This window comes from Shewanella subflava, from assembly GCF_025971955.1.
Classification (GTDB): Bacteria; Pseudomonadota; Gammaproteobacteria; order Enterobacterales; family Shewanellaceae; genus Shewanella; species Shewanella subflava.
This window is the reverse complement of sequence record NZ_JAPDMX010000023.1, coordinates 30,764-51,030: the sequence shown is the minus strand read 5'-3', so window position 1 is coordinate 51,030 and position 20,267 is coordinate 30,764. Positions and strand designations below refer to the sequence as shown.

General features: G+C 41.4%; 18 protein-coding genes. 6 read left to right on the top strand and 12 right to left on the bottom strand.

Going from position 1 to position 20,267, the window contains the following annotated elements; translation table 11 throughout:
- Nucleotides 1–10: 10 nt before the first annotated feature.
- A complete protein-coding gene (locus tag OHT75_RS08885; protein WP_264726133.1) occupies nt 11–1,198 on the top strand; it encodes a hypothetical protein in 1,188 nt (395 codons plus the stop codon).
- Nucleotides 1,199–1,214: 16 nt separating this feature from the next.
- On the opposite strand, the gene OHT75_RS08880 is transcribed toward OHT75_RS08885, so the two are convergent.
- The 9 genes from OHT75_RS08880 to glyA all read right to left on the bottom strand — a co-directional run bounded on the left by OHT75_RS08880 (nt 1,215) and on the right by glyA (nt 8,670).
- The gene (locus OHT75_RS08880; RefSeq protein WP_264726132.1) at nt 1,215–1,712 is read right to left on the bottom strand and encodes a phosphatidylglycerophosphatase A family protein; all 498 of its coding nucleotides are present in this window, start codon (nt 1,710–1,712) and stop codon (nt 1,215–1,217) included.
- Nucleotides 1,712–2,668 (bottom strand): thiamine-phosphate kinase, encoded by a 957-nt coding sequence (thiL, locus tag OHT75_RS08875; protein ID WP_264726131.1) that lies wholly within the window; start codon nt 2,666–2,668, stop codon nt 1,712–1,714. Before thiL ends, OHT75_RS08880 begins: the two co-directional genes overlap by 1 nt.
- Nucleotides 2,669–2,755: 87 nt before the next feature.
- Nucleotides 2,756–3,160 (bottom strand): transcription antitermination factor NusB, encoded by a 405-nt coding sequence (nusB, locus tag OHT75_RS08870; protein ID WP_264726130.1) that lies wholly within the window; start codon nt 3,158–3,160, stop codon nt 2,756–2,758.
- Nucleotides 3,161–3,171: 11 nt separating this feature from the next.
- Nucleotides 3,172–3,651, bottom strand: a complete 480-nt coding sequence (gene ribH / locus OHT75_RS08865; RefSeq protein ID WP_188840609.1) for a 6,7-dimethyl-8-ribityllumazine synthase — start codon at nt 3,649–3,651, stop codon at nt 3,172–3,174.
- A gap of 121 nt (nt 3,652–3,772) precedes the next feature.
- The gene (gene ribBA / locus OHT75_RS08860) at nt 3,773–4,876 is read right to left on the bottom strand and encodes a bifunctional 3,4-dihydroxy-2-butanone-4-phosphate synthase/GTP cyclohydrolase II (protein WP_264726129.1); all 1,104 of its coding nucleotides are present in this window, start codon (nt 4,874–4,876) and stop codon (nt 3,773–3,775) included.
- A gap of 80 nt (nt 4,877–4,956) precedes the next feature.
- On the bottom strand, nt 4,957–5,613 hold the full coding sequence (locus OHT75_RS08855) for a riboflavin synthase (protein WP_264726128.1): 657 nt from the start codon (nt 5,611–5,613) through the stop codon (nt 4,957–4,959).
- Nucleotides 5,614–5,670: 57 nt separating this feature from the next.
- Nucleotides 5,671–6,807, bottom strand: a complete 1,137-nt coding sequence (gene ribD, locus OHT75_RS08850) for a bifunctional diaminohydroxyphosphoribosylaminopyrimidine deaminase/5-amino-6-(5-phosphoribosylamino)uracil reductase RibD (RefSeq protein WP_264726127.1) — start codon at nt 6,805–6,807, stop codon at nt 5,671–5,673.
- Between the two features lie 30 nt (nt 6,808–6,837).
- Entirely contained in the window at nt 6,838–7,287 is a 450-nt protein-coding gene (nrdR, locus tag OHT75_RS08845; RefSeq protein WP_261297285.1) for a transcriptional regulator NrdR, read from the bottom strand.
- 129 nt (nt 7,288–7,416) lie between these two features.
- Nucleotides 7,417–8,670 (bottom strand): serine hydroxymethyltransferase, encoded by a 1,254-nt coding sequence (gene glyA / locus OHT75_RS08840; protein ID WP_264726126.1) that lies wholly within the window; start codon nt 8,668–8,670, stop codon nt 7,417–7,419.
- Between the two features lie 507 nt (nt 8,671–9,177).
- On the opposite strand from glyA, the gene ettA reads away from it, so the two are divergent.
- The 4 genes from ettA (at nt 9,178) to OHT75_RS08820 (ending at nt 16,100) form a co-directional block, all read left to right on the top strand.
- Nucleotides 9,178–10,845: an energy-dependent translational throttle protein EttA gene (gene ettA, locus OHT75_RS08835; RefSeq protein ID WP_264726125.1), complete on the top strand. Its 1,668-nt coding sequence runs from the start codon at nt 9,178–9,180 to the stop codon at nt 10,843–10,845.
- Nucleotides 10,846–11,389: 544 nt separating this feature from the next.
- Entirely contained in the window at nt 11,390–12,469 is a 1,080-nt protein-coding gene (locus OHT75_RS08830; RefSeq protein WP_264726124.1) for an efflux RND transporter periplasmic adaptor subunit, read from the top strand.
- Nucleotides 12,469–15,591 carry a multidrug efflux RND transporter permease subunit gene (locus OHT75_RS08825; protein WP_264726123.1) on the top strand — a complete coding sequence of 1,041 codons (3,123 nt, stop codon included), beginning with the start codon at nt 12,469–12,471 and terminating at the stop codon, nt 15,589–15,591. Before OHT75_RS08830 ends, OHT75_RS08825 begins: the two co-directional genes overlap by 1 nt.
- 35 nt (nt 15,592–15,626) lie before the next feature.
- Complete coding sequence (locus OHT75_RS08820; RefSeq protein ID WP_264726122.1) at nt 15,627–16,100, top strand: LabA-like NYN domain-containing protein; 474 nt, start codon at nt 15,627–15,629, stop codon at nt 16,098–16,100.
- A 265-nt stretch (nt 16,101–16,365) separates the two neighbouring features.
- Here OHT75_RS08820 and OHT75_RS08815 read toward each other — a convergent pair whose 3' ends face one another.
- Nucleotides 16,366–16,791: an OsmC family protein gene (locus OHT75_RS08815; RefSeq protein WP_264726121.1), complete on the bottom strand. Its 426-nt coding sequence runs from the start codon at nt 16,789–16,791 to the stop codon at nt 16,366–16,368.
- Nucleotides 16,792–17,129: 338 nt separating this feature from the next.
- Here OHT75_RS08815 and OHT75_RS08810 point away from each other — a divergent pair, with 338 nt between their 5' ends.
- Nucleotides 17,130–17,597, top strand: coding sequence for a thioesterase family protein (locus OHT75_RS08810; RefSeq protein WP_264726120.1), 468 nt, complete (start codon nt 17,130–17,132; stop codon nt 17,595–17,597).
- A gap of 5 nt (nt 17,598–17,602) precedes the next feature.
- Here the strand turns inward: OHT75_RS08810 and OHT75_RS08805 are convergent, their stop codons facing one another.
- Nucleotides 17,603–19,093 (bottom strand): putative bifunctional diguanylate cyclase/phosphodiesterase, encoded by a 1,491-nt coding sequence (locus tag OHT75_RS08805; protein ID WP_264726119.1) that lies wholly within the window; start codon nt 19,091–19,093, stop codon nt 17,603–17,605.
- A 64-nt stretch (nt 19,094–19,157) separates the two neighbouring features.
- Complete coding sequence (locus tag OHT75_RS08800) at nt 19,158–20,000, bottom strand: HDOD domain-containing protein (RefSeq protein WP_264726118.1); 843 nt, start codon at nt 19,998–20,000, stop codon at nt 19,158–19,160.
- Between the last annotated feature and the right edge of the window lie 267 nt (nt 20,001–20,267).

Below are 20,267 nucleotides of genomic sequence, written 5' to 3'. Positions count from 1 at the left end.
AGGAAGAACAATGCTAAAAAAAATAGCAAAAATAGCAGGTTATACCCTAGTTGCGTTTACGAGTATTTTTGCGCTTTTATTTTCAAGCCTAGTGTATATCAATGCCCAAGATAGATTTCTTTCGGTTAATAGTCAGTTAATGGAAAAATGGGCTCAATTAGCCGAACAGGACGTTGAACAAATCAATGGGGCTGATAATGCTTTCAAGTTTTCCCAGAAAATAGTTGGCACTCAGTTAGCTCCGATTACATTGCCTTTATCTGAGGCTGAAAACCTTACATTAACCCAATACAAACAAGCTTGTCACCAAGCTTCGATAGCCCAATGCCAAGCTTTTATTGCTGATAACCTTGCACAAATGCAATTAATGGTGCAAAACCATGCTGAGTTAATTAGTCAATATCATCAATTGATGACTTTACCCGTCTGGCATGAAGAAATCGATATCAGTATTGAAAGGCCACAACTGAACTTCGCTGCATTATTAAAAATACAGCAAATAACAGAGATTAATGCGCTGCTTTCTTCTCGTGCAGATAGCCCAAGTATCATTAATGACTTCCTCAATGATGATTATCGTTTTTGGCACAATGTTTTTCACTCTTCCTCATATCTTATTACTTTTAGCCTAGCGGGTAACATGATGAAAAGTAATTTAGAGCGAGGGGTGAAATTCCTTTCTGTTGAAGATCCTGACAAAGGCACTTATCCGATATCCTGGACATTGAGTAATGAGTTAACGGCAGAAAGTATTCAACGTGTGTTTGCTGGTGAATACATTTACGGCAAAAGAATGATGAACAATTTACAAGAAAACACATACCAACTGACGGATTTGGCATTTTATTCACAATGGATGTTGGGTCATTTTTTTAAAGTCAATGACAGCTTGAATATGCACTCAGAAGTATTACTGGCACAATATCAAAAAGTGATGTTAAAAAAGCAAAATTTGGATAATAAGACAAATAACACAGATATTAATGCAGAATTTGAGATTATTGACGATGACTTAATCCAAAGATTTGCCTATTGCCAAATGGAGTCAACGATTGAGCAACTATGGGCACTCACATACAATCCGATCGGTAAAATGCTAAGCTGCTCTCACCCATCTCTTGATCAATATTTTGATATGACTCAGACCATTACAGATCTTCAACAGCAAACAACAAATCTACGAGTCAGTTTAAAGTAAACCATTTCAACAATGGTTATGCTCCAAATGTATAAACCGCTATTTGCAAACAGATAGCGGCAAAAACTCCCGCTAAAACATCGTCAATCATAATACCAAACCCACCATGTACTTTGGCATCTAACCAGCGAATTGGCCAAGGCTTAATAATGTCGAAAAACCTAAACAGTATAAAACCAACGACTAACCATAATAAACCAGCTGGCGCTGCAATCATGGTGATCAGTAATCCTGCCACTTCATCCCAAACAATGGCACCGTGATCATGCACTTGCATGTCTTTGGCTGCCTTATCACAAATATAGACACCAATCACCACACTAAAAAGCGTTAATAGCAGGTATATAGGTAAACTCAAATGACACATAAGCAAATAAAGCGGAACGGCCGCAAGTGTACCAAATGTACCTGGCGCTTTAGCCGCTAAGCCACTACCAAATCCGAGCGCAAGAAAGTGAATAGGGTTTGAAAGTCGTAAACGTTTTACGGCTGGGTCTTGGGAGAATAACTTCATCAGAAATGCTCAAAACCTTTAAATTCAGGGGTAAAAGGCTGGCCATCTAAGGTAAACTTGATTTTATTGCCTGAGCATATTTGACCAATTTTAACAAATTTTACCCCAGCATGAAGCAATGCGGTATCAATGGCACCACGTTGTGATTCGGGTACAGTAAAAAGTAACTCATAATCTTCGCCGCCAGTTAATGCATAAGCCAAGGCTTGATCAACACCAACACTCTCGGTGAGTGAACTAGATAACGGAATAGCATTAGCATCGATCACCGCACCAACATTAGATGCTTTGAGGATATGAGATAAATCTGATACTAAACCATCAGACAAATCTATGGCACTTGAAGCTAAACCTTTTAATGCCTGTCCTGCTAACACTCGCGGTGTCGGATAATAGTGGCGATTAAGAAGATATTCTTTGAATTCAGGTTTAATGACTTGTTTATTACGCAGCATATCAAGACCGAGGGCTGAGTCACCCAAGCTACCTGTGACAAATACCCAGTCACCTATTTTGGCACCGCTGCGTTTTAGCGCCTTCCCTTTTGGAACCTGCCCATGAATAGTCACATTAATACAACGGGGACCGCGAGTGGTGTCACCGCCAACTAATGCGACACCGTAATATTCAGCAGCTTCAAATAAGCCACTACTGAAATCAGCAAGCCATTGTTGGTCAACATCAGGTAAAGAAAGTGCTAGCGTCATCCAAGCTGGCTCGGCTCCCATGGCAGCCAGATCTGAAAGATTAACCGCAAGAGATTTATAACCCAGTGCATGCGCAGGCATATCTGCAAAAAAATGCACCCCTTCAACTAAAGTGTCGCATGAGATTGCAATCACTTTACCTTCAGCTGGTTGAACCAAAGCACAATCATCGCCAATGCCGAGTAGCACATCACGACGTTTTTGGCCTTTGTTCTTAAAAAATTGTTCGATAAGTTGGAATTCTTTCACGCTAACTCCGGTGCGGATCCCCGCCCAGCTAACCTTGATGCATTTTGATACAAATAAAAACGGTATCCGAAGATACCGTTTTTAGCATTACTTGTTTTTAACGATCTTATCTAATAAGCCGTTAACAAACTTATGACTATCATCAGCACCGAAGGCTTTTGCAAGTTCGATACCTTCATTAATGGCAACCTTAAAAGGGACATCTTTTTTGAAAGTCAGTTCAAATGTTGCTAAGCGTACGATGGCTTTTTCTACGGGTGACACTTCACTAAAATCACGATCTAAGTGTGGTTTTAATAACTCATCAATCTGAGCGACTTTAGCAGTTACGCCTGCTAATAACTCACGAAAATAAGCAACATCGACACCGTCTAAACTTTGTTCAGTTAAGAATTCATGTTCAACATCTGCAACATTGTTGTCTGACAGTTGCCATGAATAAATAGCTTGAACGGCTAAACGGCGTGCCTTACGGCGCTCTGAAGGCTTCATTAAATTTCCTACTATACCAACTGTTGTTCTAACTCTTGCAGTACGTTAACCATTTCTAACAGACTTAATGCAGCTTCGCCGCCTTTGTTGCCTGCTTTTGTACCCGAGCGCTCAATAGCTTGCTCAATGGTATCTGTTGTTAACACACCAAAAGAAACGGGGATATCATACTCTAATGCTACTTGAGCAAGTCCCTTGTTACATTCACCGGCGACCATGTCAAAGTGAGGCGTACCACCACGAATAACTGCACCTAATGAAATAATACCGTCAAATTTACCACTTGCTGCAACACGACGGGCAGCTAAGGGTAATTCCACTGCGCCAGGTACACGCACAACAGTAATGTTGTCATCTTGAACCTGACCAAAACGTTTTAAAGTATCAATTGCGCCACTGAGCAGGCTTTCAACAACAAAGCTATTGAAACGCGATACGACGATCGCCACTTTGGCATTTTTCGCTTCGATATTACCTTGAACTACGTTCATTTTTATCTTACCTAATTTAGCTAAAGCACCCAGCTTGGGCGAAAGAGGCGGTATGATAACACAGCCGACCACTCTGAGCGCAATGCAATTATTGAAATTGTTAAACGGAAAGGGTTAATTTTTACTCTGAAACATATTCAGTCACTTCCAGACCAAAGCCTGATAATGAGTGATATTGTTTAGGCGAACTCAACAAACGCATTGATGTTACCCCTAAACTAGACAAAATTTGTGAGCCCACACCCACGCGGCGAGACGTGCCCTGCCATTGCGCAGGAGCCGTTGCTTCACCGTTATCTTGCGCTTCAAATGACTTAACTTTGGCTAAAATATTACTTGTATGCTCTTGGTTACCCAATAACACTAGCACCCCACCTTCTTGGGCAATGCGCGCCATGGCTTTTTCCAGTGGCCAACTGCGCTTTTGATCGCGCTCTGAATGCAATAAATCATTGAAGGTATTTTGTAAGTGAACACGCACCAAACAATTTGCGGTGATTTCACCTTTTATCAATGCATAGTGCAATTGATTATCAATGGTGTCTCTAAATGTGACCATGTCAAACTCACCAAAACGCGTCGGTAAGTTACACTTAGCCTCGCGCACGACGGTGGTTTCTTTATTATTACGATATTCGATTAAGTCTGCAATGGTGCCGATTTTAATCCCATGTTTTTCACTGAAAACTTCTAAATCTGGGCAGCGGGCCATAGTGCCATCATCATTTAAGATTTCAACAATAACGCCTGAGGGTTCAAAGCCCGCAAGACGAGCAAGATCACATCCGGCTTCAGTGTGTCCGGCACGAATTAACACGCCACCATCTTGCGCCATTAATGGGAATATATGCCCAGGCTGAACTAAATCAGCAGCTTTGGCATTTTTGGCCACGGCAGCTTGTACAGTAACCGCTCTATCGTGGGCAGATATGCCGGTGGTTACCCCTTCGGCCGCTTCAATTGAAACGGTGAAATTTGTCGAAAACTGCGCGTTATTATTGGTGACCATTAAAGGAAGATTTAGCTGTTGGCAACGGGCTTTGGTCATGGTTTGACAAATTAATCCACGCCCATAGGTTGCCATAAAATTAATCGCTTCTGGCGTGACACACTCAGCAGCCATGATTAAGTCACCTTCATTCTCTCTATCTTCATCATCCATTAAAATAACCATTTTGCCTTGGCGGATATCTTCGATGATTTCTTCTATGCTATGTAAAGCCATGGGGGAACCTTTAATCGTTATTAATTATGATTGCTTGTGTGGTCGAACTTTAGGTTTATTTTTAACTGTTGTGACCCTGTTTATTTCATAAATCCGGCATTCGCTAACATCGCCATTGTCACGTTTGATTTAGGCTGATGCTCAGCTTGCCCCTGCATTAATCGTTCAAGGTATCGAGCGATTAAATCAACTTCAATATTAACGCTATCACCCGCTTTTAAATTGATCAGTGTCGTTTCGCTAGCAGTGTGCGGAACTATCGTTAATCTAAATGCGTTCGCTTTGACCTCGTTTACGGTCAAACTGACGCCATCGATAGTAATAGAGCCCTTATGCGCAATGTATTTTGCTAACGTCACGGGAGCGGTTAACCAAAACTCTATGGCCTGACCACGATGCTCACATGAATCAACTTTAGCAATACCATCAACATGACCACTGACCATATGCCCCCCTAAACGGGTGGTTGCGGTAACCGCTTTCTCTAAATTGACTTGTTGGCCCACTTTGTACTGGGCAAAACCGGTTAATGCAACGGTTTCGGCAGAGACATCGGCAACATAGCCGTCGGCCAGACATTGCACCACGGTTAAACAAACACCATTGGTGGCAATGCTGTCACCTAATTTAACATCAGATAAATCAAGCTTACCGCTAGCCACGGTCAAGCGAATATCATTACCTTTACGTTCAATTTTTCGTAACGAGCCTAAGGCTTCAATAATGCCAGTAAACATAATGACTCACTTATATAGAGAATGCTCAACACAGTTGAGCATGTATAATTAAATATTTTAGCCTAAACGAAATATCAATCGTGTGTCTTGACCGACATTTCGCTTATCTTTTAAGACTATTTTTGGCAGCATATTCATCGTTTGATAATTGGGCAGTAACAGCATGTCTCGCCCTTCACTGCCCATTATTTTATTCGCTTGGTACAACACAAGCTCGTCCGCTAAATCCTGTTCAATAACACTGCCTGAAAGCGTTGCACCTGCTTCAATCATCACGCTATTACAGCTAGCACCAAGATGTTGTAGGACTTCCAGCAAACAAACACGGCCTTGTGAGTTAGCCTTTACTGTCAGCAAGCTGACATGTTGCCCAAAAGTACGTTTAACCTCATCGGAATAATCGCTAGTCGATACCAATAAAATTGGACTTTTAATATTAAATAACTTGAATGATGAGGTCAGGCGGGCTTTTGAATCCAACACCACCCTTAATGGCTGATGTAGAGATGAGGGTAAAAGTGAGCTTTTCAAGTCACCTAATTGTTCATAACGTACATTGAGGCTGGGATCATCGGCGAATATGGTTTCAACGCCAGTAATAAGTGCACAATGACGAGCGCGCATTTTTTGCACATCATCACGGGCAGCAGCGCCAGTTATCCACTTAGATTGACCATTTTGAAGTGCTGTTTTGCCGTCTAAACTGGCTGCCACTTTTACAGTAACCCAAGGCAATCCGGTTCGCATGCGTTTCATAAAGCCTAAATTTAGCTCAAGTGCTTCTGCTTCTAATAAACCGACGTCCACTTGAATACCAGCGTCTCGTAACAGGTTAATGCCGTTACCCGCGACCTGTGGATTAGCATCTTTAAGGGCAATAACAACCCGAGCAACTTTGGCATCAATTAAGCCTAATGCGCATGGCGGTGTACGTCCATAATGACTACAAGGCTCTAAAGTAACATAAGCCGTTGCACCTTCGCTGCTATGGCCATCAGCTATCGCTTGGGCTAATGCATTAACTTCAGCATGCCCTTGACCGGCAACTTGATGGTAGCCTTCACCAATAATTTGTCCACTTTTAACTAAAACACAACCCACGCAAGGATTTGGCCGAGTGGTATAACGCCCTTTGCGAGCCAACTGAATTGCTCGACTCATCATTTGGATATCAAAAACACTAACGCTGATCATAAACAAAAATACTCAGTGAATATTACACATTTACTTTTGCAACTTAGCGATAGCCTCGCCAAATTGTGAGACATCTTCAAAGGCTCGATACACAGATGCAAAACGAATATAAGCGACTTTATCTAGGCTCATTAACTGTTCCATCATCAAGTTACCAATCATCTCAGAGTCAATTTCACGCTCACCCGTCGCACGTAAGGTTGATTTTATTTTGGTAATAGCCTGCTCAATCTCATCCATCGAAACGGGACGTTTTTCAACCGCACGGAGCATTCCACCACGCAATTTTTCTTCGTCAAAAGGCTGACGACTGCCATCACGTTTTATCACTCTGGGCATAACTAATTCAGCCCCTTCAAATGTAGTGAAACGCTCATGGCATTCAGTGCATTCGCGACGACGGCGAACTTGATGACCATCTGCCACCAAACGCGAGTCGATAACTTTAGTGTCTGTCGCGCTACAAAAAGGACAATGCATTGAACCTCCACAAAATAAAATGGCCGCTAAAGTTAGCGGCCATTAAAGTTTATCCTATTTGTTCATCAAGGTTAAGCTTACCTTTGGCTCAGCTAATACTCTGAACAGACAATCAAGTCTACAACAGGATTACCCGTAAACGGGGAATTTTGCGCATAAAGCCAGTACTTGGCCTTTAACACGATCAATCACAGCATGATTTTGAGCATCATCTAAAATGTCACAAATCCAACCGGTTAACTCTTTCGCTTCAGCTTCTTTGAAACCACGACGTGTGATGGCAGGTGAACCGATACGGATACCTGAGGTCACAAATGGTGAACGTGGATCGTTTGGTACTGAGTTTTTGTTCACAGTAATGTTAGCACTGCCTAACGCGGCATCGGCTTCTTTACCGGTTAAATCACGGCCGATTAAATCAACCAGCATTAAGTGGTTTTCGGTACCGCCTGAAACAATTTTGTATCCACGCGCTAAAAACACTTCAACCATGGCTTTAGCATTTTTAACCACTTGCTGCTGATACACTTTAAACTCTGGCTCTAATGCTTCTTTAAAGGCTACCGCTTTGCCCGCGATAACATGCATTAGTGGGCCACCTTGGCCGCCAGGGAACACGGCTGAGTTTAACTTTTTATATAAATCTTCATCATCAGCTGCAGAAATAATGATACCGCCACGTGGGCCAGCTAACGTTTTATGAGTTGTAGAAGTCACAACGTGTGCGTGTGGCACTGGGTTTGGATAAACACCTGCAGCGATTAAACCCGCTACGTGAGCCATATCAACAAAGAAGTATGCGCCAATTTTATCCGCAATTTCACGCATTCTAGCCCAATCAACAATCCCAGAATAAGCCGAGAAACCACCGATCATCATTTTAGGCTTGTGTTCAACCGCTAAACGTTCCATTTCGTCGTAGTCAATTTGACCAGATTCATCGATACCGTAAGGAATAATGTTATATAACTTACCCGAAAAGTTAACTGGAGAACCGTGCGTTAAATGACCACCGTGAGCAAGGTTCATCCCTAATACGGTATCACCTGGCTTCAACAATGCCATAAATACAGCACTGTTTGCTTGTGATCCTGAATGAGGCTGAACGTTGGCATAGGTTGCGCCAAATAATTCTTTAGCACGCTCAATCGCTAACGTTTCAACTACGTCAACATACTCACACCCACCGTAGTAACGCTTACCAGGATAACCTTCAGCATACTTATTAGTTAACTGAGAACCTTGTGCTTCCATTACACGTGGACTGGTGTAGTTTTCAGATGCAATTAATTCGATGTGCTCTTCTTGGCGACAAGTTTCATCTTCAATGGCTTTAAATAATTCTGGATCGTAATCCGCAATATTCATCGCTTTCTTAAGCATGGTGACTCCAACGATAGGTTTTATATAAGTAGGGTTGCGCGGTATTCTACTCTGCAAATGCAAACAATCCCAGCTTTACAGCATGAATTTAGTTACTTAACAGCAATAGAAAATCTCATGCGAAAAGGAAATAGCTGCTTTTATTCATAAACTTAATGTTTTTATTGTAAAAAATATTTGCTGATTTGATTCATAGATAGCTCAAAACAGTCACTAAAAACACTGTTCTAATTTTGATACCTAAAAGGGCTAGTGAGTGAAGAAAACCGCTTGAATGTGTCTGCCTACAAATCCGGCATTATGCACTTTTTTACCAACTCATGTTCAATACCTTCATGGTCTATTGCTTATTAACCTGAAGTATTATGTACAGAGTCCGAGCGTTCAAGATTTCATTAATGATAAAAACAACGCCAATTACATCTGAAGCGATAAAATCCGATTTAAGTTAGATTCAGATTCCATTAGAATCACATCTATTCAGTGTCAACCAAATAATGGGATCCCATGGCTCAATTTGTATATAGCATGCTTAGAGTGGGCAAAATTGTTCCGCCTAAAAAGCAAATTTTAAAAGACATTTCGTTAAGTTTTTTCCCTGGTGCAAAAATTGGGGTACTCGGCTTAAACGGTTCAGGTAAATCAACATTACTGCGCATTATGGCCGGTATTGATACTGAAATTGAGGGTGAAGCCCGCCCTATGCCTGGCCTTAAAATTGGTTACCTACCCCAAGAACCCAAGCTAAATCCGAATCAAACCGTGCGTGAAGCTATAGAAGAAGCGGTAAGTGATGCCAAAAACGCTTTAACCCGTTTAGATGCCGTGTATGCGGCGTATGCTGAGCCCGACGCCGACTTTGACGCATTAGCCAAAGAGCAAGGTGAATTAGAAGCCATCATTCAGGCACAGGATGCGCATAATTTAGAGCACATTCTAGAGCGCGCGGCTAACGCATTGCGTTTACCTGACTGGGATGAAAAAATCGAAGTGCTATCAGGTGGTGAACGTCGACGTGTTGCGATTTGTCGTTTATTGCTTGAAAAACCAGAAATGTTATTACTTGATGAGCCAACCAACCACTTAGATGCTGAATCAGTGGCTTGGCTAGAGCACTTTTTACAAGAGTATAACGGTACCGTAGTGGCAATTACCCATGACCGTTATTTCTTAGATAATGCTGCGGGTTGGATTTTAGAACTTGACCGTGGCGAAGGTATTCCTTGGGAAGGTAACTACTCTTCTTGGTTAGAGCAAAAAGACGCGCGTTTACAACAGGAATCGGCAGCTGAGAGTGCACGCCAGAAGACCATTGCCAAAGAATTAGAATGGGTTCGTCAAGGGGCGAAAGGTCGCCAATCTAAAGGCAAAGCCCGTATGGCGCGCTTTGAAGAGTTGAACACCAATGACTATCAAAAGCGTAATGAAACCAATGAATTATTTATTCCACCAGGACCTCGTTTAGGTGATAAGGTAATTGAAGTAACTAATTTGACAAAGTCCTATGGCGACCGCGTTTTAATTGATGATTTATCATTTACCGTCCCTAAAGGTGCAATTGTCGGTATTATCGGTGCTAACGGTGCGGGTAAATCAACTTTATTCAGAATGATTTCAGGTTCGGAACAGCCAGATAGCGGCAGCATTTCCATTGGTGAATCGGTACAAATTGCATCTGTTGAGCAGTTCCGTGATTCAATGAATGATAAAAATACCGTTTGGCAGGAAATCTCAGGCGGTCAAGACATTATGAAAGTCGGCAATATGGAAATTCCAAGTCGTGCTTATGTTGGCCGTTTTAACTTCCGTGGTGGTGATCAACAAAAAATTATTGGTACGCTGTCAGGTGGTGAACGAAACCGAGTTCACCTTGCCAAGCTGCTTCAAGCCGGTGGCAACGTATTACTCCTCGATGAACCCACCAACGATTTAGATGTTGAAACCCTGCGCGCACTGGAAGTAGCTTTGCTTGAATTCCCTGGGTGTGCGATGGTGATTTCGCATGACCGTTGGTTCTTAGACCGTATCGCAACTCACATTTTAGATTACCGTGACGAAGGTAAAGTGAACTTCTATGAAGGCAACTTTACCGAGTACTCAACCTGGTTAAAAAATACCTATGGTGCGGATATCGTCGAACCCCATCGCTTAAAATACAAGCGAATGAGTAAGTAGTTATAATGCGAATAAAACAGGAGCCTCGGCTCCTGTTTTATTCGTTCGATATAAACACTTTGCCCTACCAAAACAGAGTAAATACATATTCAAAAGCTTGAATATTATCAATAGCGTGTTTTTCACTAGGCTAATGTTAAACCGTAAACTAGCTATTGCCCTGCCATAACGCTATTTGTTGACTCCGTTCAGTAATAAGCTGTAGTTTCATTTTGCCTTCATCTCTTTGCTGGTTGCTATCGGCATTTTCTGGCTGTTAAGCTGTTGTAACGACTTTATCAATGAGGCTCAGATAATGTGCAACCTTAACTGTGCACCTCATAGTTCAACCAATAACCAACCATACAATTCAATCAAGAAAAACCAACAAGACGTTAAAGCATAAATAAAACCGTTCACAGATTTGCATCATCATTATGTTTAGAAACAAAAAAAGCGCAGAGTTTTACACTCCTTTACGCTCTAATGATAAAAATTGAATACAATACCCCCATTAAACTCAGATTCGTTTTGTTGGCTAATCCTCTTATTGAGATCGCTTTTTATGAAAAAAATTATCATCCTTATTATTTTACTCACTGCTGCAATTACTGGGATGGTGCTTAGTAAAGATAAGCCACAGCCCAAGGGAAAACCGAATTCAAGAGTGATCCCGGTAATCACAGCAAAAGTGGATAACCATTCATTAGCGCAATCCATTACGCTTGTAGGTAAATTAAAAGCCAAGCAATCGGTCTTGCTCGCCCCGCAAATCAGCGGAAAAATCGATCAAATTAATGTTAAATCAAATCAATATGTCAATCAGGGACAAGTGCTAATCACCATTGAAAATGCCAAAGCCACCGCCAATATGTCCGAAGCCAAAGCATACTATGCGGATGAATTACGCATTCAAGATGAGTTTGGCCGACTTATTCATGTCAATGCTATAACTCAAACCGAAATTGAAGCACAAAAAGCCAAAGTGGATATCGCGTCTGCAAGATTAGCGGCAGCAAGTGCTGATTTACAATACCACACTGTCATCGCCCCGTTTTCAGGCAACGTAGGCTTAATAAACTTCAGTAAAGGAAAAACGGTTAATACGGGTGAGTCCTTACTGACCTTAGATGATTTAAGCCAGTTATACCTAGATCTTAATATTCCTGAACATTACCTGTCTCTCTTAAGTACTGGCATGACAATAAATGCGACCAGCAGGGCCTGGCCAGATAAGACATTTTCAGGCCAGGTGACCGCGATTGACCCAAGAGTGAATGAGGACACGTTAAACTTAACCGTGAGAGCCTCTTTTACAAATGTAAAAAACCAGCTAAAACCCGGAATGATGATGTCTGCAACGATGATTTTTCCAAGCGTGTCATCACCTATGGTCCCGGTTCAAGCACTGGAGTACTCAGGTACTAAGCGATATGTTTACGTAGTAGACAAAGAGAATATTGCCAGAAAAACCGAAGTAGAACTTGGCGCACGGATCGACAATGAAGTACTGATCAATGCCGGTGTCAATATCGGCGATAATATTGTGGTGCAAGGTTTAGTCAATATGCGAGATGGCATAAAAGTGAATGACTTATCCGATGCCGCTAATCCCCCATCACCTCAACCTCAGGAGCAACGCTAATGTGGTTAAGTGATACCGCGGTAAAACGCCCTGTCGTTGCGATTGTGCTGAGTATTTTATTGTGTGTTTTCGGCCTAGTGTCATTCTCAAAATTGTCTGTCCGAGAAATGCCCGACGTTGAAAACCCTGTAGTCACGGTAATGACAACCTATAACGGTGCGTCTGCAACGATTATGGAAAGCCAAATCACCAAAACTATTGAGGATGAATTAACTGGGATCAGCGGTATTGACGAGCTGACATCTACCACCCGCAACGGTATGTCGAGAATTTCTATCGCATTTAAATTAGGCTGGAATTTGACCGAAGGGATCAGCGATGTGCGAGATGCGGTAGCCAAAGCACAGCGAAGGTTACCCGACGAAGCTGATGATCCAATAGTCTCTAAAGATAACGGCACGGGTGAGCCGTCTATTTATGTCAATCTTAGCTCAAGCAAAATGGATCGTACTCAATTAACTGATTATGCCCAGCGTGTGCTTGAAGATAAATTCAGTTTAATTACAGGTGTGAGTTCTGTCAGTATTTCTGGAGGCTTGTATAAGGTAATGTATGTCCAATTACAACCCCAGTTAATGGCCGGTCGTAATGTGACTACCAGCGATATTATTAACGCCCTCAGAACAGAAAACGTCGAAACACCCGGTGGTGAAGTACGCAATGATACTACCGTCATGACAGTAAGAACCCAACGCCTTTATCATACCGCGGCCGATTTTGATTATTTAGTGGTCAGAAATAGCAATGATGGTACACCCATTTACCTTAAAGATGTGGCACAAGTATTTGTTGGCGCAGAAAATGAAAACTCGACCTTTAAGAGTGACGGCGTTGTTAACCTAAGCTTGGGGATTATTCCACAATCCGATGCTAACCCATTAGATGTGGCTAAAAATGTTCACCAACAAGTGGCAAATGTTCAGCAATTTTTACCAGAGGGAACCCAATTAGTTGTCGATTATGATGCAAATGTCTTCATTGATCGTTCAATCAATGAGGTTTACAACACGCTATTTATTACTGGCGTTTTAGTTATTTTGGTGCTGTATATCTTTATCGGTCAAGTCAGAGCGACTTTAATCCCCGCGGTGACAGTACCTGTATCACTTATTGCGGCGTTCATGGCGGCTTACACTTTAGGTTACTCGATCAATTTATTAACCTTAATGGCGCTTATTTTAGCGATTGGCTTAGTCGTCGATGATGCCATTGTGGTGGTAGAGAATATATTCCATCATTTAGAAAAAGGAGAACCGCCACTACTCGCCGCCTACAAAGGCACTCAAGAAGTGAGTTTTGCCGTAGTATCAACCACACTCGTACTGGTTATGGTGTTTTTACCCATTTCATTTATGGATGGTATGGTAGGACTGTTATTTACTGAGTTTTCCGTCATGCTGGCAATGTCGGTTATCTTCTCTTCGTTAATTGCCCTCACGCTCACCCCCGTGCTCAGCAGTAAACTATTAAAAGCCAACGTGAAACCTAACGCATTTAATCAGTGGGTAGATGCGCGTTTTAATCGCTTAGAACAGCTTTATCGAAAAGGGGTCACATGGGCAATCCATTGGCGAGTTGCCGCCCCTTTTGTCATCATCGCATGCTTGGGCGGAAGTTATTTATTGATGCAACAGGTTCCCTCACAGCTGGCACCTCAAGAAGACCGTGGGGTACTGTTTGCCTTTATTAAAGGTGCTGAGGGCACAAGTTATAATCGCATGATTGCCAATATGGACATTGTTGAACAAAGACTCATGCCATTACTAGGGCAAGGTACGATTAAATCATTTAGCGTTCAGGCTCCTGCATTTGGTGGCCGTGCTGGAGACCAAACGGGTTTTGTCATCATACAATTAGAAGATTGGGAAAATAGAGACACAAACGTGAAACAAGCTTTGGCGCTTATTTCATCATCCCTTAAAGATATCCCCGATGTGATGGTGCGCCCAATGATGCCAGGTTTTAGGGGCCAATCTAGCGAGCCTGTACAATTTGTTTTAGGCGGGTCTGACTACCAAGAGTTATTTAAGTGGGCGCAAGTTCTAAAACAGGAAGCTGACGATAGCCCTATTCTTGAAGGTGCCGATTTAGATTATGCAGAAACAACCCCTGAGTTAGTGGTGACTATCGACAAACAAATTGCCGCCCAACTTGGGTTAAGTGTAGCAAGTATTTCAGATACCCTTGAAGTCATGCTGGGTGGACGCAGTGCCACAACCTTTATTGACAGAGGAGAAGAGTATGATGTCTACCTTAGAGGTAATGAAAACAGTTTTAACAGTGTAGCTGATCTTAGTAAGATTTATTTACGTTCAAACAAGGGCGAACTCATCACCTTAGATACGGTAACCCATATCGAAGAAGTCGCCTCACCACAAAAGCTAAGCCATACCAATAAACAAAAATCGATTACCCTAAAAGCGAATTTAGGCGAAGGTTACACCTTAGGTGAAGGATTAGATTTTCTTGAAAAGCGAGCTATTTCATTATTACCAGATGATATTTCAATTGCTTACACAGGTGAATCTAAAGACTTCAAAGAAAACCAAAGCGGCGTAATGATTGTTTTTGGCCTTGCCTTGTTGGTTGCTTACTTAGTGTTAGCAGGACAATTTGAAAGCTTTATCAACCCTTTGGTCGTCATGCTAACGGTACCGATGGGCATATTGGGTGGCTTTATTGGCTTAACACTCACAGGTCAGGGGATCAATATTTACAGCCAAATAGGGATGATCATGCTTATCGGTATGGTGACCAAAAATGGTATTTTGATTGTTGAATTTGCTAACCAGCTCCGAGATAGAGGACTGAGCTTAAATCAAGCGATTATTGATGCATCTGCACGCCGATTACGCCCTATTCTGATGACCGCTTTTACGACTTTGATCGGTGCTTTGCCGCTCATACTATCAACAGGTGCCGGCAGTGAAAGTCGAATTGCCGTAGGCACCGTGATATTTTTTGGTATGGCCTTCGCGACATTCGTCACTCTGTTTGTTATTCCTGCTATGTATCGCCTGATTTCGGCCTCAACCAAATCACCAGGATACGTTGCCGCTCAATTAGATGAAGCAATAGCAAAACAGCAAAAGTCGAACAATGAGTGTGTTAACATGCCCTAACTCAGCCCATTTACTCACACATTGTAGGTTAATAAATGTATAAAATTGCCGTTTTTGTGGATGTTCAAAATATTTATTACACCTGTAAACAGGCTTTTAATCGTAGCTTTAATTACCGTGAATTGTATAGGCAATTAAAAGAGCGTGGTGACATAGTCCACGCCATTGCCTATGCCATAGCGCCCAATGATGATGGCCAGGTTAAATTTCAGGATGCGTTAAAGCATATTGGTTTTACGGTTAAAACTAAACCTTATATTCAACGCAGCGATGGTTCATCAAAAGGTGACTGGGACGTTGGAATTACCATTGATATGTTAGATTATTCCGCCGACATAAATGAAGTTATCTTACTGTCTGGTGATGGGGATTTTGATTTACTGATACAAGCCATAAATCGTAAATATGATTGTTTAACCCATGTGATCAGTGTGCCTCAATTAACCGCAAAATCATTAACCGATCAATGTCAATTACACACTCCTATTGATGATCATTTGCTGCGTTAGCACTTTTATTAGTCATACCAATTACGACAAATAAGATAACAGAAATAGCGTAGGGAAAATGCATAACAACAAGGCGGGTTGTTGTGATAAGTCGTTAATCTACAATTTAAACATCTCACGCCATTATCAAGTATTTTCGCAAGCTAAAATGAGCTGTTATTTATTACGATGGGTATACTGGTTTCCCGTACTGGTTAATAACCTCAATACGGCTTAGCACAATACAAACGACGATTTAATAACAGCGTATACATCGCTACAGCAATTAGTTGGCACTATGAGTGACTAACGTTGGCTTTAATAAGTTATCGTGCACAGGACAACGATGACAGACTGCATCAAGAAAATCTTGTTTTTGCTGCTCATCTAAATCAGCATCAATGCTGGCAACTAAATCTATTTGCTTAAATCCAACAGGATCATCCGTTTGCTGACCAGAAAGCCCCGCGGTATTAAGTACGCCTTTCACCTGCACATCAAATTGACGAATATGAATTTTTTTGTCACGAGCCACCATTTTAGCGATGGCAGAAATGCATCCCGCTAACGAAAACAAAAATGTTTCTAACGGATTGGCACCTTCGTTGCCAGCTGTTGGCTGATCAATAATTAACGTATGCTCACGAATTTGCGCAGTGACTTTCCAGCTTTCACCCATGGTGGTGTTAACTTCAACAATTTTATCAGCCATATACTGTTCCATTAAAAAAAAATTAATTAGAAAAATCTTATTAAAATTGTACCGTTGAATTGATTTCATTTGCAATGCAAATTTAAAAAATCACAAGGGATAAATTAACTGAAATAAAGCTCAAAATCCTCTACACTGCCCATCGCTTATTTTAAACCGTATTTATACCAATCACAGCAAAGCAATAGCATAGGAAAATGCATGATAACAAGGCTGATTTTTATAATATGTCGTTATGCGACACCGTAAAAATTTAACGCCGTTATCGCGTATTTTCACCAGCTAAAATAAGCAGTTATTGATCACGATGGTATTACACACTAATAGTTAGGAACATCATGCTTAAGCCAAGTAATAGTAACGCGTTTATCTGGAGTGAAATGGCCCACTTTGCGGTGCAAATTTACTATGAAGATACTGATTTTTCAGGCGTGGTCTACCACCCGAATTTTCTGAAATATTTTGAACGAGCACGCGAACATGTGATTGGTGCAGATGTTTTACAAACATTATGGAATCAACAAGGTTTGGGATTTGCCGTCTATAAAAGTGACATGATTTGCCATGACGGTGTAGAGTTCGCAGATATCATCGATGTGAGAACGCAATTTTGTTTTGAAAGTAAATATCGCACGATTTGGAAACAAGAAATTTGGCGCCCAAACGCCACTAAAGCTGCCGTGACCGCTCATATTGAAATGGTGTGCATGAACAATAAAAGACAACTCACTGCAATGCCAGCGGAATTAATCGCCTTGCTCAACCAAACCTGCCCAGTTAACACGCATGATCGATGCAAGTATTGACCAGTTTATCCCTGAGATAATTTGGGGTAAATCAGCGTGAACTCAGTTGCATCGCAAGGTTTTGAAAAATATTCCCCTTGAATTCTGTCCGCGCCAAATTCAGCAAGCGTTTGCAGGGTGCTGAGGGTTTCCACGCCCTCAACCGTCACGTCAAAGCCTAACTCTTTGGCTAGCACAATGGTCATTTTTACAATACTTTGTGCTTGTTTTTCTTGTTGAAATCCCTGCAAAAAAGCTTTATCGATTTTCACTTCGTTTACGGGTAAATGACGCAAATAAGCAAGTGAAGAGTGCCCGGTGCCAAAATCATCAATGGCCACTTTTATCCCTAGCGTTTGCAGTTGCTCAATGGTATTGATGACCTGTTCATAGGAAGCCATCAATGCACTTTCAGTGATTTCAATCATCAAGCATTCTGCGGGAACTGAGTAGTGCTTTAATAGATTAGTGATGTCGGCCACGATATGTTTACCATGAAGATCATCACTGGAAAGATTCACTGCAACCTTGACATAAATGCCTTGTTCACGCCATTTTGCTTGTTGAGAGATCACTTTTTCAAGCACCCAAGCACTGATTAAGCTGATCATACCGGTATGTTCAGCCAAAGGGATAAATTCATCAGGAGATATCTCGCCTAATCCCTCATGATGCCAACGGATTAATGCTTCCACCTCAACACATTTTGCGCTTTTTATATCCAGTTTGGGCTGATATACCATAAACAATTGATCTTGTTTCAAGGCTTTAGGCAGGCTGTTAATAATCAGCAATTCGCGATATTGCTTTTTATCATCATCTTTGTCGTAATAAGCAATAGCTCTTTGATCTAATTTCGCTTTTTTCAATGCTAAATCTAATCGGCGCAGCATTATACTCACATCAGCATGATGCTCCGTTAAGGTTAATACGCCTAGTTGTACCGTCACACTAATGGGTTGTTGTTCTATTTCGAACGGTTGCTGGAGTTCATCCTTTATCGCAAGTAGTTGTTCATGCTCAATTACCTCAGAAAAAAATAGCAAAAACTCATTGCCATTCATTCTGGCAACAAACTGCGCTTTTATCGATAACGAATTCACTCGCAAGGAAAACTCTTTCAATAATGCGTCACCAAATACGAAGCCGAAAAGATCGTTTACAAAACGAAACTGTTTAATATCAATTAATAAAATCATTCCATTTTGAATCGGCATGCGACTTAACATTTTACGTTTAAAGCCAACTCGATTGGATAATCCAGTTAATTTATCGCGTTCAACATTAAAGGGAATGGATTTCTGTAAATTGATAAGAGCGGTGATTAAAGGAGTGAATACTTGAGGGATAGAGCCAAAATCAACAGGTGATACTGTTTGTATTTGACGCTCTAAGGTATGCGTTAACTGCTGTAAATAGCGTTTTTGGTGCCAATAATAGATCCCCGCGGCAATCAACATGACACCCAGGAATATGGCTAAAATCGTCACACAAAACAAATACATTGTCTGAGTCATTAAAAATGTCTATTCACAGTTTGGCCTATCGGAAAATAAGTATCACAAACCAGCGTAATCATACTTATTGATAACTTTCCTTAATCGAATGATATAAATCAGTAAATAAATCGCTACCTAAATCTTCAGGAGTGACAGGTAATCCGCGTCCGACAAAAATATCAAGGCGTTGCTCTAATTCTTCGCCAGCCCGTAATTCACCGGTATAAAACGCTGCTGAGCGGATAAAATCTAAGTAGGTAACCTGTTCGGGTAAATAATGTAGATCAGCCCAGCGCTCTACAACTTCAGTGACTTCTGGGGCAAAATCCCAGCTTTTAAGCACCGCACGACCAATCGGCCCCTGCATTTTTCGCACTAAACCACGGAGTTGATCTATGCTGGTAAACAGTTCAGGATGCACCTCAGCTTCAGATAACACTGGCAGTGCGCCAATGTTATGGACTAAACCGGCTAACGTTAAAGTTTCGCGGTCTAATTTTTTACTTGGGTTGCGCTTGTTATAAATTTCTAACATTGCACATGCCGATGCAGTCACTTCAATGGATGTTTGCCACACTTCATCCATAACCTCCCATACCATTTCATTAGTAGAAATAAATAACTGTTCCATAGCGACAGAGGTAGTAATACTTTTAATTTGCACTAAACCGATACGATTAACTGCCGCTGAAATATTCTCGGCTTTATTGCCTCTGGAGTATAGTGCGCTATTGGCGACTTTAATAATTCGGGCAGAAATTGCCGCGTCTTGACCAATAATGTCACCCACTTGCTTCAAACTAGAGTCAGGGCGCGAAACCACTTCTTGTACTCGCATGGCCACTTCTGGCAATGTGGGTAATACAAGGGCATCGGCCTTTAGTTTTTTTAATAAGCTGACCAATAGTTGATGTTCTGTAGACATGCTGTCTCCATCAAAAGTGAAAAACATAATGGTAGAATTGTATACTGAATAAAGCACGTTATGCGAGCTAAGCAGAAGAAAATCAGCATAATTTCAAAACTTATTACAAAAGCATAGTTCAATGACTCCGAATCTCCGCTGAATATTCAACAATACCGATTAAAAAAACCAAAAAGAGATTCGCCTCACAAAAAGAAAGGACTTACTTGCTCTGCTATTATAAGTTAAGTACGATCGCGCCCCCGCAACTTGCGCGCTTTTTTTATC

Excerpts from the sequence above, each read along its gene's own strand:
- OHT75_RS08885 (WP_264726133.1), top strand. The coding sequence starts at position 11 with ATGCTAAAAAAAATAGCAAAAATAGCAGGTTATACCCTAGTTGCGTTT.
- OHT75_RS08880 (WP_264726132.1), bottom strand. The coding sequence starts at position 1,712 with ATGAAGTTATTCTCCCAAGACCCAGCCGTAAAACGTTTACGACTTTCA.
- nusB (WP_264726130.1), bottom strand. The coding sequence starts at position 3,160 with ATGAAGCCTTCAGAGCGCCGTAAGGCACGCCGTTTAGCCGTTCAAGCT.
- ribH (WP_188840609.1), bottom strand. The coding sequence starts at position 3,651 with ATGAACGTAGTTCAAGGTAATATCGAAGCGAAAAATGCCAAAGTGGCG.
- ribBA (WP_264726129.1), bottom strand. The coding sequence starts at position 4,876 with ATGGCTTTACATAGCATAGAAGAAATCATCGAAGATATCCGCCAAGGC.
- OHT75_RS08855 (WP_264726128.1), bottom strand. The coding sequence starts at position 5,613 with ATGTTTACTGGCATTATTGAAGCCTTAGGCTCGTTACGAAAAATTGAA.
- ribD (WP_264726127.1), bottom strand. The coding sequence starts at position 6,807 with ATGATCAGCGTTAGTGTTTTTGATATCCAAATGATGAGTCGAGCAATT.
- nrdR (WP_261297285.1), bottom strand. The coding sequence starts at position 7,287 with ATGCATTGTCCTTTTTGTAGCGCGACAGACACTAAAGTTATCGACTCG.
- glyA (WP_264726126.1), bottom strand. The coding sequence starts at position 8,670 with ATGCTTAAGAAAGCGATGAATATTGCGGATTACGATCCAGAATTATTT.
- ettA (WP_264726125.1), top strand. The coding sequence starts at position 9,178 with ATGGCTCAATTTGTATATAGCATGCTTAGAGTGGGCAAAATTGTTCCG.
- OHT75_RS08830 (WP_264726124.1), top strand. The coding sequence starts at position 11,390 with ATGAAAAAAATTATCATCCTTATTATTTTACTCACTGCTGCAATTACT.
- OHT75_RS08825 (WP_264726123.1), top strand. The coding sequence starts at position 12,469 with ATGTGGTTAAGTGATACCGCGGTAAAACGCCCTGTCGTTGCGATTGTG.
- OHT75_RS08820 (WP_264726122.1), top strand. The coding sequence starts at position 15,627 with ATGTATAAAATTGCCGTTTTTGTGGATGTTCAAAATATTTATTACACC.
- OHT75_RS08815 (WP_264726121.1), bottom strand. The coding sequence starts at position 16,791 with ATGGCTGATAAAATTGTTGAAGTTAACACCACCATGGGTGAAAGCTGG.
- OHT75_RS08810 (WP_264726120.1), top strand. The coding sequence starts at position 17,130 with ATGCTTAAGCCAAGTAATAGTAACGCGTTTATCTGGAGTGAAATGGCC.
- OHT75_RS08805 (WP_264726119.1), bottom strand. The coding sequence starts at position 19,093 with ATGACTCAGACAATGTATTTGTTTTGTGTGACGATTTTAGCCATATTC.
- OHT75_RS08800 (WP_264726118.1), bottom strand. The coding sequence starts at position 20,000 with ATGTCTACAGAACATCAACTATTGGTCAGCTTATTAAAAAAACTAAAG.